Annotated in this window: 20 protein-coding genes and 2 pseudogenes (1 of these 22 only partly in view); 7 read left to right on the top strand and 15 right to left on the bottom strand. The window is 58.3% G+C overall.

The features are described from left to right. From ABQ278_RS20990 to ABQ278_RS20980, 3 genes are all read right to left on the bottom strand, one after another. On the bottom strand, positions 1 to 179 hold the 5' portion of the coding sequence (locus ABQ278_RS20990) for a DUF885 domain-containing protein (RefSeq protein ID WP_349322964.1). Its footprint begins 1,618 nt before the window's first position; the window shows 179 of its 1,797 coding nt (coding positions 1-179); it begins with the start codon at positions 177 to 179; the stop codon falls past the left edge of the window. Further along, entirely contained in the window at positions 166 to 1,968 is a 1,803-nt protein-coding gene (locus ABQ278_RS20985; RefSeq protein ID WP_349322963.1) for a DUF885 family protein, read from the bottom strand. Before ABQ278_RS20985 ends, ABQ278_RS20990 begins: the two co-directional genes overlap by 14 nt. Positions 1,969 to 2,030: 62 nt before the next feature. Continuing rightward, positions 2,031 to 2,867, bottom strand: coding sequence for a 5'-methylthioadenosine/S-adenosylhomocysteine nucleosidase (locus tag ABQ278_RS20980; RefSeq protein WP_349322962.1), 837 nt, complete (start codon positions 2,865 to 2,867; stop codon positions 2,031 to 2,033). A 196-nt stretch (positions 2,868 to 3,063) separates the two neighbouring features. Between ABQ278_RS20980 and alr the strand changes: the two genes are divergently transcribed. Continuing rightward, positions 3,064 to 4,197 (top strand): alanine racemase, encoded by a 1,134-nt coding sequence (alr, locus tag ABQ278_RS20975; protein ID WP_349322961.1) that lies wholly within the window; start codon positions 3,064 to 3,066, stop codon positions 4,195 to 4,197. 15 nt (positions 4,198 to 4,212) lie between these two features. Next, positions 4,213 to 5,460, top strand: a complete 1,248-nt coding sequence (locus tag ABQ278_RS20970) for a D-amino acid dehydrogenase (protein ID WP_349322960.1) — start codon at positions 4,213 to 4,215, stop codon at positions 5,458 to 5,460. A gap of 907 nt (positions 5,461 to 6,367) precedes the next feature. On the opposite strand, the gene ABQ278_RS20965 is transcribed toward ABQ278_RS20970, so the two are convergent. The 4 genes and pseudogenes from ABQ278_RS20965 to ABQ278_RS20950 all read right to left on the bottom strand — a co-directional run bounded on the left by ABQ278_RS20965 (position 6,368) and on the right by ABQ278_RS20950 (position 9,111). Beyond that, a complete protein-coding gene (locus ABQ278_RS20965; RefSeq protein WP_018084104.1) occupies positions 6,368 to 7,282 on the bottom strand; it encodes a replication initiator protein A in 915 nt (304 codons plus the stop codon). Then, positions 7,282 to 7,662, bottom strand: a complete 381-nt coding sequence (locus tag ABQ278_RS20960) for a stability/partitioning determinant (protein WP_349322959.1) — start codon at positions 7,660 to 7,662, stop codon at positions 7,282 to 7,284. The genes ABQ278_RS20965 and ABQ278_RS20960 overlap by 1 nt, the downstream gene beginning before the upstream one ends. A 1-nt stretch (position 7,663) precedes the next feature. After that, a pseudogene (locus ABQ278_RS20955) lies at positions 7,664 to 8,396 on the bottom strand (ParA family protein). A gap of 565 nt (positions 8,397 to 8,961) precedes the next feature. Beyond that, on the bottom strand, positions 8,962 to 9,111 hold the full coding sequence (locus ABQ278_RS20950) for a hypothetical protein (protein WP_349322958.1): 150 nt from the start codon (positions 9,109 to 9,111) through the stop codon (positions 8,962 to 8,964). A gap of 210 nt (positions 9,112 to 9,321) precedes the next feature. Here ABQ278_RS20950 and ABQ278_RS20945 point away from each other — a divergent pair, with 210 nt between their 5' ends. Then, on the top strand, positions 9,322 to 9,759 hold the full coding sequence (locus ABQ278_RS20945; RefSeq protein ID WP_349322957.1) for a hypothetical protein: 438 nt from the start codon (positions 9,322 to 9,324) through the stop codon (positions 9,757 to 9,759). 169 nt (positions 9,760 to 9,928) lie between these two features. Here the strand turns inward: ABQ278_RS20945 and ABQ278_RS20940 are convergent, their stop codons facing one another. Next, the gene (locus ABQ278_RS20940; RefSeq protein ID WP_349322956.1) at positions 9,929 to 12,745 is read right to left on the bottom strand and encodes a TonB-dependent receptor; all 2,817 of its coding nucleotides are present in this window, start codon (positions 12,743 to 12,745) and stop codon (positions 9,929 to 9,931) included. Positions 12,746 to 13,007: 262 nt separating this feature from the next. On the opposite strand from ABQ278_RS20940, the gene agaR reads away from it, so the two are divergent. From agaR to ABQ278_RS20925, 3 genes are all read left to right on the top strand, one after another. After that, entirely contained in the window at positions 13,008 to 13,802 is a 795-nt protein-coding gene (gene agaR / locus ABQ278_RS20935) for a transcriptional repressor AgaR (RefSeq protein ID WP_349322955.1), read from the top strand. A gap of 274 nt (positions 13,803 to 14,076) precedes the next feature. Further along, positions 14,077 to 15,783, top strand: a complete 1,707-nt coding sequence (locus ABQ278_RS20930) for a methyl-accepting chemotaxis protein (RefSeq protein WP_349322954.1) — start codon at positions 14,077 to 14,079, stop codon at positions 15,781 to 15,783. Next, on the top strand, positions 15,783 to 16,112 hold the full coding sequence (locus ABQ278_RS20925; RefSeq protein ID WP_349322953.1) for a hypothetical protein: 330 nt from the start codon (positions 15,783 to 15,785) through the stop codon (positions 16,110 to 16,112). The genes ABQ278_RS20930 and ABQ278_RS20925 overlap by 1 nt, the downstream gene beginning before the upstream one ends. A gap of 112 nt (positions 16,113 to 16,224) precedes the next feature. On the opposite strand, the gene ABQ278_RS20920 is transcribed toward ABQ278_RS20925, so the two are convergent. Next, positions 16,225 to 17,289, bottom strand: a complete 1,065-nt coding sequence (locus ABQ278_RS20920; RefSeq protein ID WP_349322952.1) for a hypothetical protein — start codon at positions 17,287 to 17,289, stop codon at positions 16,225 to 16,227. 353 nt (positions 17,290 to 17,642) lie between these two features. Between ABQ278_RS20920 and ABQ278_RS20915 the strand changes: the two genes are divergently transcribed. Continuing rightward, on the top strand, positions 17,643 to 17,948 hold the full coding sequence (locus ABQ278_RS20915; protein WP_349322951.1) for a hypothetical protein: 306 nt from the start codon (positions 17,643 to 17,645) through the stop codon (positions 17,946 to 17,948). A gap of 14 nt (positions 17,949 to 17,962) precedes the next feature. Here the strand turns inward: ABQ278_RS20915 and ABQ278_RS20910 are convergent, their stop codons facing one another. The 6 genes and pseudogenes from ABQ278_RS20910 to ABQ278_RS20885 all read right to left on the bottom strand — a co-directional run bounded on the left by ABQ278_RS20910 (position 17,963) and on the right by ABQ278_RS20885 (position 25,865). Beyond that, entirely contained in the window at positions 17,963 to 18,199 is a 237-nt protein-coding gene (locus ABQ278_RS20910; protein ID WP_349322950.1) for a helix-turn-helix transcriptional regulator, read from the bottom strand. A gap of 465 nt (positions 18,200 to 18,664) precedes the next feature. Further along, positions 18,665 to 19,375 carry a TonB-dependent receptor domain-containing protein gene (locus ABQ278_RS20905; RefSeq protein WP_349322949.1) on the bottom strand — a complete coding sequence of 237 codons (711 nt, stop codon included), beginning with the start codon at positions 19,373 to 19,375 and terminating at the stop codon, positions 18,665 to 18,667. 127 nt (positions 19,376 to 19,502) lie between these two features. Beyond that, positions 19,503 to 21,335: pseudogene (locus tag ABQ278_RS20900) on the bottom strand (TonB-dependent receptor); the annotation flags it as partial. Positions 21,336 to 21,872: 537 nt separating this feature from the next. Beyond that, on the bottom strand, positions 21,873 to 22,679 hold the full coding sequence (locus tag ABQ278_RS20895; protein WP_349322948.1) for an FCD domain-containing protein: 807 nt from the start codon (positions 22,677 to 22,679) through the stop codon (positions 21,873 to 21,875). 170 nt (positions 22,680 to 22,849) lie between these two features. Next, complete coding sequence (locus tag ABQ278_RS20890) at positions 22,850 to 24,772, bottom strand: NPCBM/NEW2 domain-containing protein (RefSeq protein WP_349322947.1); 1,923 nt, start codon at positions 24,770 to 24,772, stop codon at positions 22,850 to 22,852. A gap of 7 nt (positions 24,773 to 24,779) precedes the next feature. Continuing rightward, positions 24,780 to 25,865 carry an amidohydrolase family protein gene (locus ABQ278_RS20885; protein WP_349322946.1) on the bottom strand — a complete coding sequence of 362 codons (1,086 nt, stop codon included), beginning with the start codon at positions 25,863 to 25,865 and terminating at the stop codon, positions 24,780 to 24,782. Between the last annotated feature and the right edge of the window lie 63 nt (positions 25,866 to 25,928).

Below are 25,928 nucleotides of genomic sequence, written 5' to 3'. Positions count from 1 at the left end.
CTTTCGCGCAAAGGATCGCGTGAAGCGGCCAGCTTTTCATAATCCGAAACGACTGCGCTCATCAGCCGATCGGCGGGCGCCTGACAGGTGGCGGTGACGGGCGCGGCCAGCGCGGCGTGAGCGGTGCCGCTCATGAGGAGACACATGGCCAGGGTCAGGGCATATCTAGTCATCGGCATTCGCTTTCTTGTCGGGGTAAGGGCCCTTGCCGCCCTCAGCTATGAAACGGTCGATACGGGCTTCCAGCACCGGCAGAGGGACAGATCCCAGCTCCAGCACGGTGTCGTGGAAGGCGCGAATATCGAATCTGTCGCCCAAAGCGGCCTCGGCCTTGTGGCGGACCTTCCAGATGGTCATCTCGCCGATATAATAGGACAGCGCCTGACCAGGCGTATTGATGTAACGATCGATTTCGGTCGTGATCTCGTGTTCGGAGAGGGCGGTGTTGTCGCGCAGGTAAGCGATCGACTGGTCGCGCGTCCACCCTTGCGCGTGCATGCCGGTGTCGACTACAAGCCGGCAGGCGCGCCACATCTGATAGGTCAGCATGCCAAACCGCTCATAGGGCGTGTGATACATCCCCATCTCGACACCGAGACGCTCAGAATACAGCGCCCAGCCCTCGCCATAGGCGGAGATATAGGTCGACTGGCGGAAGGCCGGCAGGTCTTCGTTTTCCAGGGCCAATGGCATCTGCATGGCGTGCCCCGGCGCGCCTTCGTGCAACACAAGGGCCGGCAGGGTGTAGAGCGGACGCGACGGAAGGTTATAGGTGTTGAGGATCAGCACCCCCGGTCCGCCATTGCCACCGGTGTTGAAGGGCGCGATGGCGTCGGGCGTCGGGATGACGGCGAAGCGCATACGCGGCAGACGGCCGAAATAGTCCTTCGCCTTGCCGTCGAATTCCTTCGATATCCAGGCGCCGCGATCAAGGAACGCCTGCGGGGTGGTAACGTAGAATTGCGGGTCGGTACGCAGGAAGGTGTTGAAGGCCTGAAGGTCGTCCCCAGAAGCTGAAGTGAACCTGACCTCGGTCATGATCGCCTGCATTTCGGCCTTGATACCGGCAACCTCGGCCAGACCGATCTGGTGGATCTGGTCGGGCGTCATGTCAAGCGTCACATATTCGCGGATCAGCGAGTGGTAATAGGCCTTGCCGTCCGGCAGATCGTACGCCGCAATGGTCGTGCGCGCGTGGGGGATATAGTCGTCGCGCACAAAGGCCAGCAGTCTCTTGTGCGCCGGGATGACGCTTTTCGTAATGGCCTCGATGCCGAGTTTTTTCAGTTCCGCCTGTTTATCGGCCGGGATACTGGCCGGCATGGTGAGAAATGGCGTGTAGAAGACGGTTTGTTCCGGCGTCTTGTTCTCAAAAGCGATGGCGATCGATGAATCACGTCCCTGCAGAGAGACCTTCGACGGCGTGAAACCGCGCTTCAGACCGGCGCGCAGAGCGTCGCTGCTCTGGTCGAAGTAGCGCGGCACATCGTTAAGATAGGCGATGTAGTTGCGATAATCCTGCTCGGTGCGCAGGGTCTTGCGCGCGGCATAGGACAGTCCGCTCCAGAAGCCGAAGTTCATCTCATAGCCACGTAACCGCTGACGCGCCGCCAGGGTTTCGATCTGGTTGCGATAGACGGTGTAATTGACCTGCGCCTCCGCCGACAACGCCTTGACGTCAATGGTATCGAGTTGCGACAACACCTTGGTCCAGTAGGCCAGCTTCGCCACCTGTGCCGCCTCGGACACATCGGGGAAGCGCGCGCGCACCTTGTCTTCGCCATCGTCTTCATCATCGTCGGTCAGGGCTTTGCGCCAGGCCCACTCCGTTTTGTAGATGGATTTGAAGGCGGCATCGGCCGATACGGGCGCGGTCGTTTCGGCCTGCGCCGGCAGGGCGGATGCCGCGGCGACAGCCGTGATGGCAAGCACACAGGCCAGAGCGATCGATTTGGGCAAGGCGGTCATGATTTTGCGTCTCCTCCAAGGCACAACGCAAACAGTATACCGTATATTTTATTTGTAAACGCCTAGGGAAGCGCTTTCAGAAAGCGGCACACCACGCGCATCGAATTTTCGGCGGCGAGGCTCATAAAGACGTTCATTTCATTGGCTTCGTGTTCCGCGCCCGCCAGGTCGGACAGGCTGCGAAAGGCGATAAACGGTATGTCGTTGGCGTAGGCGATGTGGGCGGCGGCGGCGCTTTCCATGTCGGCGACGCGCGCCTCAAAGGCTTCGAACACGTAGTCGCGGTAATCGGCATTGTCGATAAAGGCGCTGGAGGAGACACCGGCGCCACCGACCACAAAGGCTGGCACATGATCAAGGCTGCGCCCGTCCGGGGTTTGCGCTGACAACACGATATCTTCCAGACCTTGCGCCACCTCAAGCATGAACGGATCGACTTCGAACCAGACGCGCGGTTTGGCAGGGTGTGCACCCGTGCCTACGATAACCGTATTGGGCAGCATCATGCCAAAGGCCGGCATATCCGGCGCCCAGGTCAGCCAGTCCGGCTTTGCAAACCCCTCCGCCACCTGACGACCCATGATGATTTCCAGTGACTGGGCCCAGCGCGCCGGCGCCACCACATCGCCGACACGGAGCAAGGGATCAAGCCCGCCAGCGATACCGGTAAAGATCAGGTGTGTGACGGTAAAACGGTCGAGCAAGCCTTGCGTCGTCATGGCGGCATTGACCATGCTCATACCGCTCATGCTCAGCACAACCTCACGGCCCTCCAGCACGCCGGTGACACAGCTCAGCCCCTTGAAACGGTGATGTTCCTGCCGTTCGACGCGGTGGATGAGTTGGTTCCACTCCGGCTCGAAGGCGGTCATAAGGGCGATGCGCGGTATCGTATCCATGATGCTCGATTAAGCCCCTGTGGCGGACTTGCCAAGACGGAGGGGTCGTTGAAATGCCGCTGCGCAAAAATTTTGTCCGGATTTGAGCAAATTTCCACATTTGCCCAAGGGTTTTCGCAAGTTCGCGCACATTAAGACAGGCAATCCCGCCGGCTCTGACATAGGCTGATTCGACCGCTTCCCCGGAAACCTGCCGATGACGACCGATTTTTCAACCTTCACCAACGTCGAAAAACAAGCCCTGACCAAGGGCACGGGCGGTTATCTGACCCTCGACCTCGGCGCCCTTAGCGCCAATTATCTGCTGCTGCAAAAACAGGCCGGCGAGGCGCGGGTCAGCGCGGTGGTCAAGGCCGACGCCTATGGCATCGGTGCGGATAAGGTCGCGCCGGTGCTCTATCAGGCCGGCTGTCGTGATTTTTTCGTCGCCCACGCCTGCGAGGCCTTCAGCTTGCGCCCGCGCCTGCCCGCCGATGCCAGCCTTTATGTCCTTAACGGCCTGATGCCCGGCACCGAGGCCGCGTGCGCGGACCAGAACATTATCCCCGTGCTGAATTCCGCCGATCAGATCGCCCGTTGGCTCGAACTGGCGGCGTCGCGTGGAGAGCGTCTCCCCGCCGTCCTGCAATTCGACACCGGCATGTCGCGGCTGGGCCTGTCACCCGAAGAACGCGAAGGCCTCGATTGTGAAGCGATCAAGGCGCATCTCGACGTCCGCTTTCTGATGAGCCACTTAGCCTGCGCCGACGAACCGTCTCATTCGGCCAACCAGGGCCAGCTTGCCGTGATGCGTGAGATCAGCGCCCAGTTCCCAAACGCCGCCGTCAGTTTTGCCAATTCCGGCGGCCTCTTCCTTTCGCCAGAGTTCCGCTACCAACTCGCCCGTCCCGGTGTCGCCCTCTATGGCGGCGCGCCCCATGACACGCGTCTTAACCCGATGCAGCCGGTTGTCGGCCTGCATGTGGCGGTGATCCAGACGCGCACCGTGTCTGCCGGTACCCACATCGGCTATGGTGGCACCTATGTCGCGGCTACAGAGATGCGGCTGGCCACCATTGCCGCCGGATATGCCGATGGCCTGCCGCGTTCTTTAAGCCCGCGCGGCGCGGCCTGGTTTGGTGATGTGCGTTTGCCCATCGTCGGCCGTGTCTCGATGGACAGCATCATTCTTGATATCAGCGCGCTTGCGGACGGCAGGCTTGTCGCGGGGCGCTTCGTCGAACTGATCGGGCCGCACCAGTCGCTCGACGCCATCGCCGCCGATGCCGGCACCATCTCCTATGAAATCCTGACCTCGCTTGGTCGTAGATTCCATCGTGAATATCTTTAAATTATCGGGGTTCGCATGAAGATCGTCATTTTGGGCGCCGGCGTTATCGGTGTCACGTCAGCCTGGTATCTGGCAAAAGCTGGTCATGAGGTCACGGTCATCGACCGCCAGGCGGGCGCGGCGCTGGAGACCAGTTTCGCCAATGCCGGCGAAGTTTCGCCAGGCTATTCTTCGCCGTGGGCAGCGCCCGGCATTCCGCAAAAAGCGCTCAAGTGGCTGTTCATGGAAAATGCCCCCCTGATCGTGCGGCCAACCGTCGATCCCGACACCGTCCGCTGGATGATGGCGATGCTGCGCAATTGCACCAAGGCACGCTATGCGCTCAACAAGGGCCGCATGGTGCGTCTGGCTGAATATTCGCGCGACTGCCTGATAAACTTACGCGAAGAGACCGGCATTCAGTACGACCAACGCATGCAGGGCACACTCGAAGTGTTCCGCAAGCAACAGCAGATGGACACTATCGGCAAGGATGTCGAGGTCTTGCGCGCCGGCGGCGTACCGTTCGAGATTCTGGACGCGGCTGGCTGCGCCAGGGCCGAACCGGGCATCGACGCCAGTAAGATCGTCGGCGGCCTGCGATTGCCTAATGATGAGACCGGCGACTGCTACAAGTTCACGACCGGCCTGGCCGAACGTGCGGCCGCCTTAGGTGTCACCTTCCTCTACAATGTCGATATCCGCGCCCTGCGCCATGAGGGCACGCGCGTCGTCGCCGTTGAGACCTCAAACGGCGATATCGAGGCCGATCTGTTCGTCGGTGCGCTTGGCAGCTATACGCCTAAACTGGTGAGACCGCTTGGGCTCGATCTGCCGGTCTATCCGGTCAAGGGCTATTCCCTGACCGTGCCGATCATCAATGCGGCCAAGGCACCAGTCTCGACGGTTATGGATGAAACCTATAAGGTGGCGATCACCCGTCTGGGTGACCGTATCCGTATCGGTGGCATGGCGGAGATCGCCCGCTTCAGTACGGATCTGCCGCCTGCCCGTCAGGCCACCCTCACCCAATCGGTTGAGGGTCTGTTTGGCGGCGCCGGCGATCAGTCCCAGGCCAAGTTCTGGTCGGGTCTGCGCCCAATGACCCCTGACGGTACGCCCGTTATTGGAGCGACGCGCTACAAGAACTTCTATCTCAACACCGGCCATGGCACGCTGGGATGGACGATGTCTTGTGGATCGGCGCGTGTTCTGGCCGACCTGATCAGCGGTGTTACGCCTGAGATCGAAACCGGTGACCTGAGCCTAAGCCGCTACGCTTGAGCCTTTACATGGTCTGAAGCAGGTACCTGAGCTCAGGCTGTTGCCTGAGTGACTGATCAATGACTTCTTTCCATTTAGCACCGTCTGTAGTGCGGTCTGACAGGCGGCCTTCAGGGCATAGGGTGGTCTTCAGCCAGCCTACAAAACACATTCATGCGCGCGCAGTACAATTATCCTACGAAGTCAATTATCGTAGTGTACGGCTTATCACAGCTGGTTCCCTGGTCTTTCTGTCACGCGGAGACATCTTGCTGGTTCTGGTGTGAGGTGTCTTCACAGGGTTTCTTCCCATTAGAGTGTAGTGTGGCTAAAAAGGCTGTGACCTGGCTTATAACCGACCTTCTTTAATGTTCGCGCCTTGGCGACCCTCTTCTAGGTCGGCCAAGGCGAGCGGGCGCTGAAATTTCCTCATATCTCCATAGCGTTAGAAGACTCTGTTATAGAGTCAAGTTAAGTAAGTTAAGAGCGGAAAGACCCCTCGCAAAACCTTATAGAGCAAGGCTTTGCGAAACAGTGCGGTCTTTGATCCCCCGTGCATCCGTCTTTAATCCCCCGTCTGATAGTCATTGATCCCCCGTGGTCCGGGTCACCCATCCCCCGTGGCCTGTGGGCGAATCGGTGGTTGATATCCACAGGATAAAGGGGTTCCAGGGGCGGCTTTTGCAGCCAAGACCGCGTTCCAACCGGTCACTGATCCCCCGATGGGCCGAATTTGAGCCGGCAAAATGGCTTTCTCCCCCCTTTTCGCACGGCTAAGGCCATCTGGTCACCGTTCCCCCGACTCAAACGGAGCGAATCGGTCACTGATCCCCCGTCAATCCGGTCACTAATCCCCCGATAGCCATCAGGCGAATCGGTCACCGTTCCCCCGATCAAAACCCACCTTATCCGCGTCAAGTCTTAATGCTTAAACGCTGTCGACTTCAAGACGGCGGCGGTCCTCCGCGTTCTGACGTTCCATACGCTTGAAATCTTCCCTCACGCTGGCGCGCATTTCGATATCGCGACGGATGAAATGCACGGCCGGTGAGCCATCGGCCACCTTGGTGAAGGTCATCACATATTCGGGCAGGGCATTCTTGGCGACAACGCGTTTGAGCAGGTAGGTGAACTGCTTGAGAGGGCTGTCAGAGCCTGTTTTTTCATGCAAAAGCGAGACGCGGCAGGTCCAGCCCTGCTCCTGTTCGCCGGCGTGCTTGCGGGCCGCGCGGTAGAGTGCGCGTTCCATGCCGCCGGTCAGGAGGAAATAGTCCTGGTGCATGGTGAGCAGCGCCTTGTCGGTGACGATACCCTGATAGACCCAGTCAGACAACGTGATCGAAATGCCGCGGGGCGCCTCGGTTTCGGGGTCCACCTCAAGCTGGAAGGCGTCAATCCAGCCGAACTGCGCCTTGTCCTTGCGCTTGGGTGCGCGCAGGGAGGTCTGGATGGTGGTCGATTCCAGACGCTGCAGGGCGGCGTGCAGCTCCTGGTAGGACTTGCCGCCGGTATCGCGTTTGATGGCCCTCAGAAGGTCGTAGGAGGTCGTCCGCAGGGTGCGTGGCAGGTCATTGATCCCCTGCTCCTTCATGCGGTTGAGCTGCGACGCCGCCCAGATCATGACATCAGCGTCCCAGATGGTGGCGATGCCGAATTCGGCATTGCCGGAGACCTTGACCCAGGTGTCGCCATCGGGGCTGGTATATTCGATCGGTTTCAGTCGCTTGCGCTTGGCGAGCGAGAAGAATGGCCGCTCCATGATCTCGCGCTGATCCTTCAGCGACAGGTCACTGATCAGCGGGATAAACAGGTCGAACTGGCTTTCTGCATGGCGCCTGGACATTATTTACGACCAGGCGTTTCGCCGCGTTCCAGCGCGCCTTCGAGAGCGATGACCGCCTGCTCGAAAACCTCACCCAAAACAAGGCCTTGTGCGTCCGCCAGAGCGTAGAAACGGCGCAGCGCATCGTCGGTCACCTTGAGATTTAGCTGGCGGTTACGCCCTGTGCGGTAGCGGCGCTGCAATTGCGGCTCGGCAAGCGGTTCCGGTGCGGGCGCGGCTAAGGGTTCACGGCTGGAGAATCCGCGCGCTTCAGCGACGGTACGCAGGGCGTCCTTGTCCGGCCGTTCCGTGGTGACGCCGCGCGGGGTGAAGGACGACAGGTCGAGATCGAGGTCATCGTCGAAGATTGAGGCGCGCTGGGCGTGTGTGTCGGTGCTCATCTTATGCCACCTTCGAGGATGTCATGGGCGCGGAGGTGGCGGCCAGGTGTGCGCCCTCCCCTTCCGCGTTTTGTGCCGCTTTCAGGATGTCGACCACCTCGCTGGCGAAATCGCGCGCATTGAGGATCGCCTTGTCGATATTGTTGACTTGGGCGCGATCGAGGGTTTCCAGGGTACCGCCGAACGAGAACATGGCCTTGAAGGCCTCGCGTTCGTGCATTTGGGTGTGGAACAGGTTGACACCATGGTCGCGCAACTGCTCGTGGATGCTGGTGAGGGTGCGCGGCTTGATGACCGGATTGGTGCGGGTCAGCAGCACGAAATGCGGGATAGGCCGGCGGCTTTGACGCTCGGTATTCTTGATAAGACTTCAAGGCCTTGGCAGCTTGCTTGGCGTCCAGCTGTGAGCCTTGCGTCGGCACGACCACGAGATCGGAGGCGCCGATGGCGTAGGCCACGGTGAGCGAGGCGGTGCCTTCACAATCGACCACGACGAAAGGCGCGGTGGCATGGGCCTCTTCGATCTTGTCGAGGATATTTTCCTGGTTGGCGTCGGACACGATGGAGATGTTGTCCGGGCAGCCCTTGAGCTGCGACCAGGCGGCGATGGGGCGGTTTGGGTCGGCGTCAATGATAATGACCCGCGCCTTACGCGCCAGTTGGGTGGCCAGCAGGGTGGCGGCGGTTGTCTTGCCGACCCCGCCCTTCGGCGAGATGAATGAGATTACAGGCATAGTGAAGTCCTCGTCTTGAAACGCTGTCGAAGGGGCTGTCCGGATTCAGGTCTGTAGCTATCGGCTAGCTATCAGCTTTAAAGTGATTCCCTATTGGAAGGCTAGCGGTTAGCTAAGGGGTAGCTGCAGGAGAGCTAACGGATAGTTAACAGGTAGCGGAAAGCTAACCGAAGGCTAGACCGTAGCTCTCACATATCTGCCGGATAGCTGTCCCATAGCTACCAGGCCGCTTTGCGGGGGGCTCTCTGGTAGCTCCCGGATAGCTATTTGGTAGGTTGGCGAATGGATGGGAACGGCGTGTTTCCCTATCTATGCCGTTAAAACCCAAAACACCTCAGGCAAAAATCCGCATCCACAGGCTGATCCACTTGGCGGGTTGTGTTTGATCTCCTGTGTTCCCGTCACGACCCTTCCACCCAATAGCCACATTCTGGACGGCAGGACAGGACAGGACAGGGAAGGGAAGGGAAGGGACGACAAAAATCTTTAAAAACCAACGGTTAGCCATCTGGTAGCTAACAGCTACCCATTCCTCTTTCCCACCGGGATGCTGTATCAAAATACCTCAAGCGATCTTGGCGTCTGTCGATGCCATACCCGGTTCGTCCTTAAGGGCGCCAAGGCCGACTATGAAGTTCTTACCGCTGGCCAGATTGGCGACACCCTGTATATCTGCACGCCACGCAGCGATTTTACGGCCAGTAACGAAGATCATGCCATTCTGGGAGAAGGTAGCGCTATCCGGGTCTGTGAAACGCAGCGGCTATGTTCAGTATACCAGACAGTCAAGAATAGCCGCCTTCAATCCCCACGCTCCACCAAATTTAATCGCCCGTACACACGAGACATTACTCTACCTCTGTTCGCCAAAACCTACCCCAGCTTTTCAGAGCGCTACAGACGAACCCCAAAAAAGCGGGACAGCGTGATCACTATCGGCCAGACCTGGCACCTGGCAACCAACTTGTTACTTGCGCTGGTTGCGGGTAACGACGCCACCTTACCCCAATTACCCGGTTTGAAGCTAAGCGTCACCCAATTCAGGCACCTGAGGCTGGCTCTTTACACGGGATATCTAAGCCTGCCTTCCGGAAAGTCGACCGGCGTCACTGTGCAGGCGCATCTCAAACCGCGCTTGACCTTGATTGAAGACCGCCGGCCGCTAGAAAGCGAATATAACATGGAAGAAAATTCGAAAGATCTGCGACCCCACTTAAATGAAATTGTATCGCTGTGTCAAAACAGGGCCGTCGACCAGGTCGTGGCAGCGCTCCTTCCGAGATTCGAATCTTTCATAAGACCCAAACCTGTGAAGCTCTTCGACTCCCTTGAAACACTCTACAGCAGTCAACACAGTGGCTGACCTCCGCCCCGCCTTACATCATGAAAGCCTTAGAACCTGATTATATTCCCGTCCGAGAGGCGTTGCCCTAGTGCATAAAAAAGCGCGCGCCGGATACCGGACACGCGCCTGGCGCTACATTTACCGAAACGTCTGAAGGCCACTGGGAAAAGGCCATCAGGCAGCCGCCTTAGAACCTGTAGCTTACGCCCAGCTTGTAAGAGGCGCCGTAGCGGTAATAACCCTGCGGGAGCAACGGGTTGCCGTTGATGCTGTAGGTATTGGCTTCATCGAGAAGGTTCTGGCCTTCAAGGGTGATATCGAGGTTGTCGTTGATCTTGTAAGAGGCGTGGGCCGTAACCCACGTGATCGGATCGGCCTCCTCGTTATAACCGGCGCCCAGCACATTGATCGCCGTGACAAAACCATCGGTATGGTCACCGGTGAGGCTCAGCGACACCTTGCCGTGGTCATAGAAAACACCCAGAGAGTAGACCGAAGGGGCTATGCCTTCGAGCGGCCGCTCTTCATCGCCGACCCAGCTTCTGGACCAGTTGCGGGTATATTGGGCACGCACGCCGAAGCCGTTGTCGAGGAAGTGTTGCAGGCCGATTTCGATTCCTTTAACCTTGGCGTAATCGCCATTGATCGGACGGCTGATATTGAAGAGGTGGCCCGGTACGCCGATGTCCTGACCGGGTTCCCAGCTCGTGGTGATCTGATCTTCGATGTGCTTGCTGAAGGCGGCAAAGTTGAGGATCGAGTTCTTGCTGAAGTACCATTCCAAGGACGCGTCGAACTGATCGGCCGAATAGGGTTTCAGAGCGGCGTTGCCACCATATATCTGGGTAAACTCGCCCCAGGATACGCTTTCGGTGGTATTGGTCGGGGCCAGCATCTCGACCGACGGGCGCGCCATCGTCTTGGCAGCGCCAAGACGCAGCCGCAACTCATCGGTGATACGGTAGTTCAGGTTGGCCGAGGGCAGGACGTAGGTGTAGTCGTTGTCCTGCTGCACCGAGGTCGGATCGGCATAGACGGCGGTATAGTTGAAGGCACCGTTCTCAATGATCTCGAGGATCTTCGCGTCCCAGGCCTGAGCGGTCGTCTTAGTCTGTACGACGCGCACGCCGACATTGCCGCTCCAGCGCTCGCCTTCGAGATTGGCCTGGACATAGCTTGACCAGGTTTTTTCTCCGACGCGATAGCTTTGCAGCGGATTCCAAACCGGCGCGGCGGCTGCATAGTCGTAAGGCTCGCCATCCGGACGCAGGTTGCCATCATAACCGGCCAGGGCCTTTTGATAGCTGGCGATATCGAAGGCCAGGAAGGTACGCGGAAAATTGCCGCTGACCTCACTCATGAAGTTTGGCAGGCTGAAACTGTGCGAAATCACATTGGCGTTGAGATCGCCGACATTGATGGCATTGTTGCCGGAATAGTAGTCCGCGCCGCCGGTCAGGGAGTTGTTGATGAGGTCGCGTGATTTCTTGCGGTCAGTGTAGTTGAGGCCAAATTCCAGGCTGTCAAACCATGATTTGCCGACTTTCCATGTGCCGGCAAAGGCCGCGCCGTTGATTTCGTCGTCGATATTATCGCCGGCCAGCGAGAAGTAGTGGGTGTTGAAATCGGAATCGGTGAATTGGCCGTTTGCCAGACCGCTGGTGAGGTCGCGGCCGTCATCGAAGTTGACCGTAACGCTCGGGACATAGGCACCGGTCAGTTCGATATGGGCCGTATTGGGCTGATTCATGCGCAGCACGACATAACTGTCCTGCCCACCGGAATGACGTGAGGAGGTCGAGCGATAGAGGTCGCCGGTCAGGGTCAGGCTATCCGAGACGCTCCACGCCGCATTGACGCCGTAAAGGCTGGTATCGACGACGCGGTAGGAGGTTTGATTGAGCAGTTCCGGATTGAGGCGCATTTCCGGATCGGTATTGTCCATGTCAAAGCTGGTGACGATGCCGTTTTCAATCACCATATTCGACCAGCGCCCCGGCGCGTATAGCGGGTAGAAGGACTGCTGATAGCCAACCTGCGGCGAGTCGAGCTTGGTCGTCAGGCCGTCGACCACCAGACGGAAATTATCGTTCGGCCGCCATTCCAGCTTAGCTGTGTAGGCGCTGCGCTTCTTCTGTTCGAGGATCGAGCCGACGCGGAACTGTCCTGGTGCAATCAGGCCATATTCGTCTTCGTCGAGCACGCCGTTATTGTTGGGATCGATGCTGCCGCCCCAGGCATTGCCCCACAGCCAGCTTTCGTCCGTTGGATCGGCATTGCGCGTCCAGCCGCCGTCATTGCCGGCTATATCCGTGCGGTCGTCGCGTTCTTCGAGGACGACACCTAGCAACACGCCAAACTTGTCGTCGGCAAAGGTGGTGCTGTAGACGCCCGACAGCTTTTTGCCGTCGAGTTCCGACATCTGGTTGCGGTCGCCTTCGATGCGGACGATGCCGTGCGGGCCGCGCTTGTCGAAGGGGCTGGCCGAGCGCAGATTGATCAGGCCGCCGATGGCGCCTTCGGTGTTGGCGGCTTCGGCGCCCTTGATGACGTCGGCGCCGCTGATCACGTCAGAGGGCAGCACGTCGTAGGCGAAGTCACGGCCGGCGCCGTCGGTGGCCAGGATGCGCCCGTTGAAGGTCGAAAGCGTGTATTCTGGCCCAAGACCGCGGACGCTGACCTTCTGGCCTTCGCCACCGGCCGTGCGCGAAATAGATACGCCGGTGATGTGGCTGAGCGAGTCGGCGACGTTGTCGTCCGGGAACATGCCAAGTTCAAGGGCGCTGATCGAGTCCTGAACCGTGGTCGCGTCCCGCTTCAGCTTGACGGCGCGGGCGACGCTGCCGCGCACCCCCACAACGACCACCTCCTGTATCGGCTCGTCGCTTGCCGGTTCAGGGGCGGGGGCTGTCTCCTGGGCCTGGGTGAGGGAGGCTGCGAAACTGAGGGCCATGACGGCCGCACTGGATATGAGCCATTTTTGATATCGGGACGTGGTCAGCATAGGTGTGTCTCCTTATGTCGCGAACGGGGCGGGCCAGCGCCTTCCCTTATGTTGCGATTTATGTACGGTTTCGCTTTTCTGTCTACATTATCTTTCGTTTTATATGTCATTCGAAACAAAAACGAAGCAAAATTGACACATTTTTCGTATCTGATCCTATTCCGGCCGCGTTGGGAATGGCGGCGAGGTTGAAATTCCTCCACAATTGAGTGATAAGCGAAACTTCAGGCGTGCCGGGGTGCGCCTTACGAAGGTTATGACTATGGCGGAAGATTCCGTAAGACTGACGCGCGACACCTCCGAGCGTCGGCGTGACATCACATCCATGCTCAAATCACGCGGCAGCGTTCAGGTGGTGGCGCTGTCCGAGCAGTTCGGCGTGTCGATGCAGACGATCCGCAAGGACCTGCACTATCTTGAGGAACACGGAATCGCCACGCGCGCTTATGGTGGCGCGATTTCCTCAGAAGTGGTGACGGTCAATGCCGAGCCGCCGATCGAGACCAAGCGCGTTATCCACACCGAGGAAAAGGAGCGGATCGGGCAACTGGCGGCCAGCATGGTGGAGCCGGGTGATTCGATCATGCTCGATTCCGGCACCACGGCGCTGCAGATCGCCCGTTTCCTGCCGGATGATGAGGAGATCACCGTTGTCACCAATGATTTCGGTGTCTTGTCGGCCCTGGCGCAGAAACGAAAGATAAAGATCATCATGCTGGGCGGCGAGTTGCGCCGCAAGAACATGGCCTTCTATGGCGCGCAGACGGTGGCGGCGCTCGATGAGCTGCTGCTCGACAAGCTGTTTCTGGGTGTCGATGGTTTCGACGTCGAGCGGGGCATCACCACGCACCATGAGCCGGAAGCGCAATTGAACCGCAAGATGGTCGAGACGGCGCGTCAGGTGATCGCTGTCACCGACGCGTCGAAGTTCGGCAAGATATGCCTTCACCGCATTATCGATATCAGTGAGATCGATGTTCTGATCACTGACGCTGATGCGCCCGATTTCATCCGGGATGCCGCCGAGACGCTGGGCTTCAAACTCCATCTGGCGTGATGGCCGCGGTCGCAGACCTTGCGCCGTCGAATCACCCTTGAGCTTGCCCAGGATGTCAGAAATGAAGCATCAGGTAACATTTTACGCGTCCTGATATTTTCTCACGTTCAAATTGGTCCTGTGAGCGTCAATTTTTGCGCCTTGACGCGGTAGCATGAGGCCGTTTTCTTAAATCTGCTTTCACCGTGTTGATTCACCCTGATCGGGCAGGGCCTGGGGGTCATGCTTAAACGTGGCGGTCGGGCCTGGCTGTCGCAATCATGGGAGAGCGTTTATGAACTTCAACAACATAAAGATGCAGATGAAGTTGCTGATACTTGTGGGGATCACAAGTGCAATCACGGCCTTTATCGCCTATTTTGGCGTCAGCAATTTCAATCATCTGGCGGAAACGCTTGCAGAGGTGGACCGCGTGGGTTCGGCTGCGACTGTGGGTGCTCGCATGACGCAGGATGTTATCAGATCCAATCGCACCGAATACCAGATCGCTGCTGACCCGACAGACACAACCATCCAGGCGGCCCGTGAGGTAAGTGAAGAAGCGAACAAAAACTTCCCTGAGCGCCTCGAACAGTCAAGTAAGGTCGCGAACGATAATGAAAAGGCCATGCTTGAAGAGATAAAGCATGCCTATAGCGAATATCTCGATGGTATGAAGGGCGTTTATGCCATGGCCGAGGACGTTAAGACTAAGGCCCATCTTGATGGAGAACAGCAACGGCTTTCTCAGGCCGTGGTGGACAATCGCACACGAGCGAAGAAGCTGGCCGATTTGGTCAGGAAATATGAAGCCACTCTGGACGCCCGCGGCACGGAGACAGCCAAGAAGGCGGTCGCTGAGAGCAAGCGTTTAAGCATCATCATGATTATCGTGGCGGTGTGCGGTGTCTTCTCCGGCTTGCTGGTGGGCTGGCTTATGGCCACCTTCGGCATTGCCAGGCCTCTGGCGCATTCTGTCGAACAGCTTCGCGGCCTGGCGGATGGCCGGCTGGATACGGTTGTGACCGGTGCGGAACGCCATGACGAATGCGGCGATATCGCCAAGGGTCTGGCCATCTTTAAGGACAATGCGCTCAAGGCGCGCGAGCTGGAAGCTGCGGCGGTCGAGCTCAAGGAAAAGGCTGAGGCGGAGCGGCGTCAGGGTATGCTCGATCTGGCTGACGATTTCGAAAAATCCGTTGGCGGTATCGTGACCATGGTATCGGGCGCTGCTACGGAGCTTCAGGCGGCGGCACAGCAATTGAGCGCCACGGCGCATGAGGCATCGGCTCAGTCTTTGGCTGTCTCGACGGCGGCGGAAGAGGCGGGGGCCAATGTCGCCTCAGTGGCGGCGTCAACGGAAGAACTGGGCGCATCGGTGTCCGAGATCGGGCGTCAGGTGGAAAGCTCGGCGCAAATCTCGGCGACGGCCATGACGGAAGCGGTCGAGGCCGGCCGCATCGTCGAAGAACTGAACGAGGCGGCGGCCAGTATTGGTGGCTTTGTCGACATGATCTCCGGGCTTGCCAGTCAGACCAATCTCCTGGCCCTGAACGCGACCATTGAGTTGGCGCGCGCGGGCGAGGCCGGCAAGGGGTTTGCTGTGGTCGCCTCCGAAGTCAAGGCGCTGGCCGGCCAGACCGCCAAGGCGACGACGGAGATATCTGAGAAAATAGCGCAGATCCAGGAAGCCACGAGCCGCGCGTTCAAGGCGATGCAAAACATCGGCGGTACCATTACGCATATCAACAGCGCCTCGACCGCGATCGCTTCGGCTGTTGAACAGCAAAATGCGGCGACGCAGGAGATCGTTCACGCCGTCAACCAGGCTTCCATGGGAACGACCGAGGTGACCGCCAATATTGGTGGCGTGTCGGATGCCGCTGAACAAACCGGAAGTGCGGCGGCGCAGGTCCTTAGCTCGTCAAGTGAGCTGGCGGAACAGGCTGAGCGACTCCATCACGAGATGGACAAGTTCCTGGCAAATGTGAGGGCCGCCTGATGGAAACGGTCATGACATCCGCGCAGGTCTGCGTTCATCCTTCTGCCTTGACCGAAGCGGGCGCCCGGCGGCTCGCCAAACGGATCTCCCACCAGCACCTGCTGGATGAGCGGTCGACGTTGACAGCATTGACGCAAGTGAAATTTGACACCCTGCGTCAGGAATGCCTGCACCTCGGACGCCTGATGGAGGCGGAGCAGCCCGAGACCGTCGGTCTGATGCTGAAGGGGCTGGATATATTCGTTGAGAGCTTTCTGAAACTTGCTGTCAGTGTAGATGCGGCAGGTGGAAGAAGCGGAGAGGCGGACGGGCTGGGCACCCCGTCTTAGCAGTAGCGTAACAGTAAGCGTAGTGTGACAGTTGGTAAGCGTACCTCTCCCCGGCCGGTGATGATTTAACGAATTGTCACCGGCCCGCCCTCATGTTGGGGTGGCGCGTGGGTCAGGCGTGCTGTGCATTACCAGGCGCGTGCGGCACATTTTGGTGTGAGAAGGCCAGGAGGCCATCGGGATCTATATAAAAGCGGATCCCGAATTTTGGAAAGATACGCACAACCTGCTCAACGGTTTTATGCTTGAAGACCCCGGCAAGCGGTTCGTTCGTCGAAAACATGCGATGAATCGTGGTACGGGACAGGCCGGTCATGCGTGCCAGTTCGTCGTGGGTGCAGGCCGCCAGGCTGCACAGCGCTCTCAAGGTCGCACCGGTGACAAGCGTAATGACGCATCCCAGGTCCAGCTTGGTCAAGGGCGGCGAGGCTTTTTCTTCGACAATCAGTCCCCACCATTCCGGACCCTTAAGGTCATTGTTGAACAGCATGCCTTTTTTGCAGTAGGTGCGTGGAACCCCATCGGCGCCAAATATGCGCAGGCTGATGCAAAAATCCTCTCCTGTCGACATGGCCTGGGCTATGGTCGACAGAGCCCTGTCCCGGTCATCCGGGTGCAGCGAGTCCGGCAGCAGAGGGTCGAAATTAGGCGCCACCCCTTCGAGATGGCCCGCCGTCACGTGTTCAAAGAGCCGACCGCTGGAATCGGCGCGCCAGATGCATTCTATGTCAAAAAAGCTCATGACGGTCCGGATGCACTGGACACTGCAGGCCTGGTAACGCCGCAGCGTTTCTGTCGCGCTGGCATCCTGCACCAGACAGACAATCTTTTGAACTGCTCCATCGTCACTCATAAGAGTTTGAGGTGTCAAAGAAACGTAGCGCGAGCGTGCGAGCGAAGCCGCCACGCGGTATATCCTAGGGGGAGGTTCCTGCCCGCGACGCATGGCTGTAACGTCGGAAATAAACAGGGCCCGGTCAGAGGCATGGATCGCGCCGGCGACCCCTTCCAGGGTGACGGGATCAGAGTGGCTCAAGGCCAAAAGGGGTTTGAGCCCGTTTGACAAGACAACGGGCTCATCAGGGCAGGCAATGGAAAATTCAATCCTGCCCTGTCCGCCCAGGTTCTCCATCAGAGAAATCACGTGGAGTGAGCTCAGCTTACGACTGTAGGGCATCAAAGCCACCATCGGACAGGCAAGCGGGAGATTTCGGGGTGGCCGGACCCAAGTTTCTTATGGGCGAGCATATCAGTTTTCACGCGTCACTCTGCCTGCATACCAAAAGATCAAACCATAACCCCAACCGCTACGCTCACGCCTAAGGTCGTTGACGCTGAAAGCGTTTGCAGCGCACAAAAACGGCCATAGCGCGTAGGTAGGAGCGCCCTTTATCCGTTCATCTTCTCAAGCGCGAAGCTCAATCCCTGAGCGAAAGATGCGGATGGCTACATCTAATTCGATTATCGAATTAATTCAAGTGAAATTGGTACTATGTTATTTTTCGGCGTCATACTTGAAAGATCAGGCGGGTGATTTACGAAATTGAATTCCGACTTCCCTTGGCTAAGAACGAGGCCGGCGATCGTTCTATTATCACCTATTTAAATGCCCTTCTGGGTGAAGGCCGGTGGCTTGACCTGGAGCCCCAGTGCGTAAACAGTCATGGCGAAAACACCTGTAAAACCTTTCGGTTTTTGTGTCGCGCCCCCGAGGTCATGGTCTTGAAATGGGCTGATATTTGCGATGGAGAGCGCCGGGTGCTCAGCGAAAGGGTGCTCAGTGGTGCTGAGCGCAACCACTATCGCTCACTCTTTGGCAAGCGCTTTCCCTGGTAAGATGCGTTCTATGCCTAAGCGACACGCTCGTTTTCGACCTTACCGCCCATCGTATTGTGGATCTGGGCGATGAGAGGGGCGGGGTCAATATCCAGTATGACGCAAAGATCGATGAATTCGATCAGTTCCAATCTGCGCTGACCCGTTTCAACCTTGGCGATGATACTCTGGTGACGCTTCCACGCTTTTGCCAGATCATATTGACTCCAGGATTTTGCTTTGCGCGCCTCAATCAGGCGGTCGACGGCCATCTGGTAAAATCGGTTTGTAGGGTTTCTGGACGCGCTGCTCACCGATATACTCCAAAGGAGAGCTTATATTTTACAAGTATCTTTTCAGATTTGTAAAGTTTCTTCGGTATTCAGGCACCCGTCGCTCATCTTGCCCTAAGGTAAACGCATCAGGTGCCCGGCGGCGGTTGATAGCTTGATAATGGTCTTCTAATCCATGGCGTGATCGAGCAGCAAGTCAGCGATGGCGCAGATTACGCGCCCGTTTAGGGCTGTCGTCTGTGCATGATGTAGCATGGTCTGGCCATCGGAATCTGAAGGCGGAAATCCGGAAAAGACAGATCATCCGAACCTTCAGACGGGGGCTGAAAGTCCGGATGGTATCTGTCTCGACGGGGAGGGGGAGGAAAACGCGTCCCCGTCGAGACGGCAGATGTAGATCAGGCACGAGGCCGCGTTGGCACTGCCGGTCTCGCCGAGCCTGGCTTACATCTTGTACTGCAGGCTGAAATAATAGGATGAGCCAGTGACGCTGGTCATCTGCCAGCGGCCTGCGATATCCTTGTAAGCCTCTTCCTTCTCATTGGTGATGTTGAGGGCGCCGAAGGAGACACTGAGTTGGTCATTGATCGTATAGCCGAGCGTCATGTCGTAAAGGGTGCGGCCCTCGATCGTATGGCCTTCGCGGGCGAAGAAGCTTTCCGCGCTGGTCTGGGTGTAGGCGCTACGGTAATTGGCCGACAGACGGGCACTGAAGGTTTTGTTTTCCCAGTAGCCGGTGGCGTTGGCGGTGTTTTCCGACAGGTTGGCCAGATGAAAACCCGTCGTGCCCTTGCTGGACGGTTGGACGTGCGTGTAGTTGGTGATTACGCCGAAGCCCTTGACCGGGAGCCAGTCGTCGAACGATTGCTGCCAGTTGACTTCAAAGCCCTTGATCTTGACGACCGAAGGATCGTTCCGCGTCTCGGTGATGGTGTAGACGCTGCCCGTGCTCGATACGCAGTCGCCGTCAGCGTTGGTCGAAAGTGACGTGCCCTCGAAGCTCGTTGGACAAACGATATCGGAGAAGGTGCCGTTCTTGACGTCCTTGAGGAAGCCGGAGACGCTGAGGCCGTTGCCGGCGCCATAATACCATTCCAGACCGAGATCGAACTGGTTGGCGGTCAGAGGCTTCAGGGTCGCGGCGGCCAGGGCCACCGAGACATTGGTCACATTGTTGGAGTCGGTGCTGCTGCTGACCGTCGTGGCCAGGTTTGAGCTGGAGTTCGAGGATCGGACGGACCAGCACCTTAGCGGCGGCGGCACGCAGCAAAAGGTTGGGCGTGAAGGCGAAGGTCATGTTGACCGAGGGGAGGGTGTTCGAATAGTCGGACGGCGTCTCATAGGTGCCGATGACATTCGCCACGTTCTCATTGAGCGCATTGCTGCCCGAGGTCAGGTAACCTTTGACGACCTGCTTGGTGTCTTCGTAGCGCACGCCCACATTACCATGGAAGGGCACGTTGAAGACTTCACCCTTGAGGTTAGCCATGACATACGCGGCCGAAATATTGCGGCTGACGTCATAGGAGCCGGCTGGATCGAACACGGTCGGGACATCGATGCCCGACGCAGCGAAGGTTTCGCGGTAGGCGAGGATGTCAGGCGCCACCCAGGCATGGGCAATGCTGCTGTTGCCATCAAGGAAATCGGTGACCGGGATATTGTGGGTCGCGAAGACCGGCGTATCGGCCTCGGCCAGGCTGCCGCCCAGATCGCGGCGGGTCGAGTAGCGTGAGAGGGTTTCGCGCTTGAGCTTGCCACCGAAGGTGAGCGAACTCAGGATGCCCTTGTCAATCCAGCGCGTGGCGTCGGCCTGAGCAGCGGTTTCGTCGGAGTGGTCGGAATGCTGTGCGCCGTCAGGATATTCGTTGCGGTTCAGGAGGCTGTATTCATAGCTCGCTGGATCGGACAGATCGACCGAAGTGGTGAACTTGATGTCGCTCGGATCACTGATGTCGAGGGTCGACGAGGCGATATTGATGCCGAGAATAGCCGCTTCCTCGGTCAGGCGCGCCTTGCCCTGCGTATAGTGCAGCACGCCCTTCATGGTCCAGTTCTCGGTGCCGCTCCATTTGACGGTGCCGGTCAAGGCATCGCTGGAGAGGTTGCGCGTTTCAAGCTGACGGTTGTTTTCCAGCGTGTAATTGGTCTGCGTTGTCTTGGTGGCGGTCAGGCCGTCGCTTTCCAGAATGTTGATGCGGGCCGTGTTGAACAGGAAAACCTGTTGGTTGACGTCATAGCGCGTATTGTCCTTGGCGTGGATCGCTGTCAGGCCAAATTCGAGCCCATCGATCGGGCGATACTGAATAGCGGCGTTGAATTGCTGGCGCAGCGTGTCGCGGTCAATGCGGCGATAGCGCAGGCGGCGTGGGGTGACGACGGATACGCCGTTGGCGTCGGCCTGCGTGGTCCAGCGGTCCATCCACAGATAGTCGGCGCGATCGCTCAGTTCCTGATAGTTGGCACCCAAGAAGACGCCGAGTTTACCGCCGTCAAACTGATCGACATACGAGATGCTGGCTTTTGGCGTCAGGCCGTCGCCGGAGAGCTGCGACTGCTGACCTTTGACCGAGATGACGATTTCGCGCTTCTTTCTATCGAGCGGGTGGACGGTTTCGATATTGACCGTGCCGGCCAGACCGCCGGCGTCCATATCGGCCGAGGGCGACTTGTAGACCTGAATGCTGCTGGCGAGTTCGGTCTGGATGATGTCGTAGCGGAAGCCGTCGGTAAAGTCGGCGCTCTTAAAGGTCTGGCCGTTGACCGTGGTCATGGCATATTGCGGCCCAAGGCCACGGATACTGATCGTGGCGCCGCGGCCGTTGACATTGGCCATCTGGACGCCCGGAATGCGCTGAATCGCTTCAGCTATGTTTTCGCTCGGGAACTTGCCAAGGTCTTCGGCTGAAATGCCGTCCGAGATGCGTTCGTCACGCTTCTTGTTGTTGAGTGCGGAGGCAAGGCTTTTGCGGAAACCTGTGACGACAACTTCTGTGGCGGCGTCGGGTGCCGGGGCCGCTTCAGCGGCGGGTGCCGCATCCTGGGCCAAAACAGACGAGGCGGACAGCAAGCCGGCCAAGGCCGTGCTGAGTAAGGCATAGTTCTTAAAAGTCATTATCATATCCCCTTTGAGTGTGTCTCGAACCGAGCCTTCGCGTGAAAATCACGGGCATGGCGTGTTGCGACTTTGGCGTGGTCGTGTCTGCTACGACCCCTTTCGCGCCACTAATACCAGTTGGGAGGAGATTGGCGCGCCAATTGTCAAATTTGAGACTATGGGCGCAAAATTGGCCTGTCAATTTCAATATTGTGGCCCACGTCTTTTTTTTAACACTTAGATGACAGGCCGAGTCATTGGACGAGATGACGCAAACGGAAGGCTGAAATATAAACCTTATAAATCATTGAATTAGTGAAAATCACGCGGCCGGATTCCCTTGTCGTGCGCCTAGGAATTGGTCGGCCTATGTTGCAAATATACTATATTGGTTTGCTCCCGCGGCGCCTAAATGAACGAGAAGGGTTCCCGAATGCTTTATTGGTTGGCCAATGAAGCGCCTATTTCAGTCCGTGGTATGGTCGAACGGCCACATTGCCGGCCATCTCTTGCGGGGCTCGTCAGACTGACTTTGATCGTTCTGGGCGAACATTTCTAAACAGTCAGCTTAAGATTGCGTCGGGCAAGTCTTGCCTCGCTGTCTTCGGGCGGCGACTCCATAGCCATGATGAAGGTCTTGACGTTCTCGATGTGCTGCCACATGGCGACATAGGCGGCGTCGCCGTCGCGACGGCGCAGGGCATCGACCAGTCTGTCATGATCGAGGACCCAGCGATCGCGGAGTTGCATCTCTGCCGCCGGGACGTAGACATTTTTCCAGACGGGATTGCTCTCGCGACGTAGCCAGAGTTGGTCGACCAGACTTACGAGTTCGGGATTCTGCGTCGCGCGCGCGATGGACAGATGGAAAATCATGTCCAGACTTTCCTTGGGTTCACCAAAATATGCCCTGCGGTGCTCGTCATAGGCCTGTTCTATCGAGACCAGGTCATCATCGGTGGCGTTGGTAGCCGCTAGTCGTGCCATATGGCTTTCTAGCCATTGCCGGGCCTGCAACAGTTCGGAGCGGCCGGCCGGGGGCAGATGGTTCCGGGGCTGAGTGTGGGCTGGATTCGCGCTGTCGTCGGGTTCGATTTGGTAAGCTCGGCGCGTTATGTAGATCCCAGAGCCTTGGCGGGATTGGATCAGTCCCTTGACTTCGAGCATGACCAGGGCGTCGCGGATGACGGCGCGGCCTACCCCATAGATTTCGGCGAGTTCGCGTTCGGGAGGGAGTTTGCCGCTCGCGCGGAATTCGCCAGCGCGAATCCGGTCTAGCAGGGCATTGCCGACGACTTGATAGGCTCGGACGTCTTTATCTGTGTCGATATGCGCTGGGTGGTCGTCACGGGAAGCTGTCATGGCTTATAACCGACCTATCATCAACGGGTATCGCGGGGCTCTTGTGTGTGCCCAACATTTCATTTGCAACCCAATTTAATGATAACAAAAAATTGGTCAAACAATTTTTACAACCTTGTTACGTTGTGGTTGATTACCCTGGGGTGAGCTCACCTCCAAGCGGGCCGCTGTCAGTGCCTCAAGGCCGCATCGCCCCAGGTGACAGCCAGCGGCAGGTCGCTGGATTGAGCGGTGTTACGCACGACCAGTTCAACGATCTTCACATTGGCAAGGTCGGTGCTGAGAGGTTGCGCCGCCTGCCCATAAGCCGCCGTCGCCTCGGTCAGCAGACGGCCGTCGCCGAAGACCTGAAACACCACCTTGTCTTTCAGGTTGCGCGTGCTGTCATCGACGCCGACCTTCGCCTCAAAGCGCGTGTAGCCGTCTGCCTTCACCTCCAGGCGCGAATTGGCCAGGATGCCGATGCCGGACGTAAAGGCATGTCCATCGATCTTCAATGTTTGATCATAGGGCGTGGCATCGGCCTGCGCGCCGCCCCAGCCGGTGTAGGTCGGGCGTTCGCCACCATTGATCGTGGCGCCCCACGGATTGCTCATACGGTGGACGATCGGATCGGGTTCCGGCGTGATGATGCCGTCACGGGCCACATTGATGGCGCCGGGTATCTCCGACAGATAGGCGCCATTAGGGAGTTGTAGTTTCCCCTTGGCCTCAAATACACGGGATTCGCGCGGCTGCAGGGTGACTTTCAGTTCGCCTTTCAGCGTCAGCGCCTCTTTTGACCACAGATCGGTGAGAGCGACATCGCCGATCATCTTTACCTGCTCAGGTGTTAGTGTCACATCCGCCGGCGTCAGTCCGCGATTGAACAACAGCACGCCCTTGCTGCCGGAATCGCTCAGCGTCTTGACGAAGATCTGTACGTCGTCGGAGTTGTAGGCCAGCACAGCCTGATGACCGCCGCTGTCCTGATTGAGGCGGATGATATCCTTATTGGCCCAGATGCGCATCAGTTCCGGCGGGGCCTTGCGCAGGTCATAGCCGATCATCAGCGGAGCGTTGATCATGGCCCACAGTGAAAAATGGGTACGTGCCTCGGTCAGATGCTTTTCATCGAAATCGCCGTGGCCTATGAACAGCATGTCGGGGTCATTCCAGTGACCCGGACCGGCATAGAGGGCACGTGTTGAGGCGCTGTCGAAGGTGTGCAGCATGCGCGTCCATTGCGGTGTGATATCGCCGCTGGTCCGCCACAGATTACCGACCTCCTTGCCCCATGATCGCACATCGGCTGAACCCCAAGCGCAGATCGAGAAGATGTAATCGCCATCGGGATTGCTGGTGGCCAGGGCGTCGGCGACCTCCTGATAGAGGGCGCGCACGGCCGGAATATCGGTGCGGTTGATGCTGGTCTGATCGATCAGCGGCGGAAAGCCGTTATACTTATATTGCTTAACGATAGCGGCGTCCGGCCCATAGACATTGAGGCCGCAGGCATCGACCTTGATATAGTCGAAGCCCCAATCATCGAAGTAGAGGTTTATGTCCTGCTGGACATGGCCATGCAGGCCCACCTGACGCTCGGCAGTCGTTCCTTCGGGCAGGTTGGGAGACTGCAGGTCATAGGCCTGCGAGCAGGCATTGCCGCCGATATCGCTATAGATGCCGGCCTTCAGACCCATGCTGTGCAGGGTGTCGGTGAAGGGGCGGAAGCTGGAGGTATCGCTGCCCTTGATCTTGGCCGACGGGAAGATTTTGGTGCGCACCTGCATGCGGTTGTCACTGGTGCGGCGTTTCAGCCACCAGCCGTCGTCGATATTGACATAGGTGTAGCCGAGATCGCGCAGGCCACTATCGACCAGCACCCTGGCTGTGCCCATCACCTTGGCTTCGTCGATTTCGGTGTGGAAGGCGTTCCACGAATTCCAGCCCATTGGCGGGGTAGGGCTGCGGCCCGCTGTGGCGCCGGTCCAGCGGCCGGCGGGGGCCAGCGGATCAATGGACGCTTGCGCCGTGGTCGCTTGCGCCGTGGCGGTTTGGGCGAGCGCCGGGGCGGTCAGCAGGGTGAAGGCGAGGAGGGTGGCCTTAAGCATGGTGATCCTACTTACGGATAAATTCGCGTCGGGCGTTGGCGTAGTAGATCTTGTCGATCACGCTTTTTGGCAGGGCCAGGCCTTTCGGATCGGCGTCTATATCATCGACATGCTGCGCTTCGGGCGTGGCCAGATAGGTCCAGTCGCCCAGCCAGTAAGCGTGCGCCGCTGATCTGAAGGCGGCCGTATCCTCGCCCGGATTGAGCGTCAGATCGGTGCCGTACATGATGCGGTCCTGGTAGGTGATGAAGAAGGTACGCACCCTGTCGTAATCGCGCACCGACTGATACTGGATCTGCGTCATGCGCGCTGCCAGCTCGATATTGGCATTGGGGTGGGCGTCGAGGAATTTGGCCGCCTCATCGACGCTCCATTCCAGACTGCCGACATGGGCGCCGACAAAGGCAAGATCGGGGTGGCGCGTCACGAAGCGATCGCGCGCCGCCATCAGGAATTCGTAGGTCGGCATCTCAGGGTGGAGATACATGTAATATTCAGGATGGTGGCTGAAATATTCGCGGTCGTTATTGGTCGTCATCTGCTCCATCGGCAGCCAGCAATTCTTCGGCTCGGCCTGGTGGGCGATCAGGGGTTTCTTCGCGGCGATGATATGGGCGATGACCGGATCGAACCGCGTATCATCAAGGAAGATCAGCTTGCCGTCGGCATCGCGCTCGATCATGCCGATATTCTTCCAGACCTTGACGGCGACAGCCCCCTGCCTGAACTCTGAATCGAGATGCGCGTTGGTGGTCTTGACCCAGTCCGCGCCTGTGAAGCCCTTCATGGTGAAGGTGGTGGCGTAGTGGAAGTGTTTCGGGTCGGCGGTGTGGAATTTGTGCGCGGCGGTCGCCTGATCCTTGATCGACGGAAAGGCCGGATAGTCGACATTGATCGACAGGATCTCGAAACCGTCGGCCCTGGCCTGATCGACAAAGGCGGGATCGGTGACATTGACGTGGACGTGGGCGTCGAACTTCTTCACGGCGGCAAAATCGGCCACGCTGTAGCTGGCCTCGGTGGCGCAGGCGCCGGTGGCCAGCAAGGCCGAGGTGGTGAGAAGGCTTATCAACAGACGGCGCTTGCGGATCATCAGTCGGCTCCCAATTGGCATGAAAACAAATAAAACGAAATTTAATGTTGCGTTTTCGTGTCT

It is taken from the genome of Asticcacaulis sp. MM231, assembly GCF_964186625.1.
Taxonomy (GTDB): Bacteria; Pseudomonadota; Alphaproteobacteria; order Caulobacterales; family Caulobacteraceae; genus Asticcacaulis.
The sequence above is the reverse complement of the archived record's forward strand: the minus strand, read 5'-3'. Positions and strand labels throughout refer to the sequence as shown.

Coding starts and splice junctions, on each gene's coding strand:
- ABQ278_RS20950 (WP_349322958.1), bottom strand. CDS start 9,111: ATGATCTTCGTTACTGGCCGTAAAATCGCTGCGTGGCGTGCAGATATA.
- ABQ278_RS20910 (WP_349322950.1), bottom strand. CDS start 18,199: ATGGCCGTCGACCGCCTGATTGAGGCGCGCAAAGCAAAATCCTGGAGT.
- ABQ278_RS20930 (WP_349322954.1), top strand. CDS start 14,077: ATGAACTTCAACAACATAAAGATGCAGATGAAGTTGCTGATACTTGTG.
- alr (WP_349322961.1), top strand. CDS start 3,064: ATGACGACCGATTTTTCAACCTTCACCAACGTCGAAAAACAAGCCCTG.
- ABQ278_RS20890 (WP_349322947.1), bottom strand. CDS start 24,772: ATGCTTAAGGCCACCCTCCTCGCCTTCACCCTGCTGACCGCCCCGGCG.
- ABQ278_RS20965 (WP_018084104.1), bottom strand. CDS start 7,282: ATGTCCAGGCGCCATGCAGAAAGCCAGTTCGACCTGTTTATCCCGCTG.
- ABQ278_RS20980 (WP_349322962.1), bottom strand. CDS start 2,867: ATGGATACGATACCGCGCATCGCCCTTATGACCGCCTTCGAGCCGGAG.
- ABQ278_RS20920 (WP_349322952.1), bottom strand. CDS start 17,289: ATGCCCTACAGTCGTAAGCTGAGCTCACTCCACGTGATTTCTCTGATG.
- ABQ278_RS20985 (WP_349322963.1), bottom strand. CDS start 1,968: ATGACCGCCTTGCCCAAATCGATCGCTCTGGCCTGTGTGCTTGCCATC.
- ABQ278_RS20925 (WP_349322953.1), top strand. CDS start 15,783: ATGGAAACGGTCATGACATCCGCGCAGGTCTGCGTTCATCCTTCTGCC.
- ABQ278_RS20895 (WP_349322948.1), bottom strand. CDS start 22,679: ATGACAGCTTCCCGTGACGACCACCCAGCGCATATCGACACAGATAAA.
- ABQ278_RS20960 (WP_349322959.1), bottom strand. CDS start 7,662: ATGAGCACCGACACACACGCCCAGCGCGCCTCAATCTTCGACGATGAC.
- ABQ278_RS20885 (WP_349322946.1), bottom strand. CDS start 25,865: ATGATCCGCAAGCGCCGTCTGTTGATAAGCCTTCTCACCACCTCGGCC.
- agaR (WP_349322955.1), top strand. CDS start 13,008: ATGGCGGAAGATTCCGTAAGACTGACGCGCGACACCTCCGAGCGTCGG.
- ABQ278_RS20970 (WP_349322960.1), top strand. CDS start 4,213: ATGAAGATCGTCATTTTGGGCGCCGGCGTTATCGGTGTCACGTCAGCC.
- ABQ278_RS20940 (WP_349322956.1), bottom strand. CDS start 12,745: ATGCTGACCACGTCCCGATATCAAAAATGGCTCATATCCAGTGCGGCC.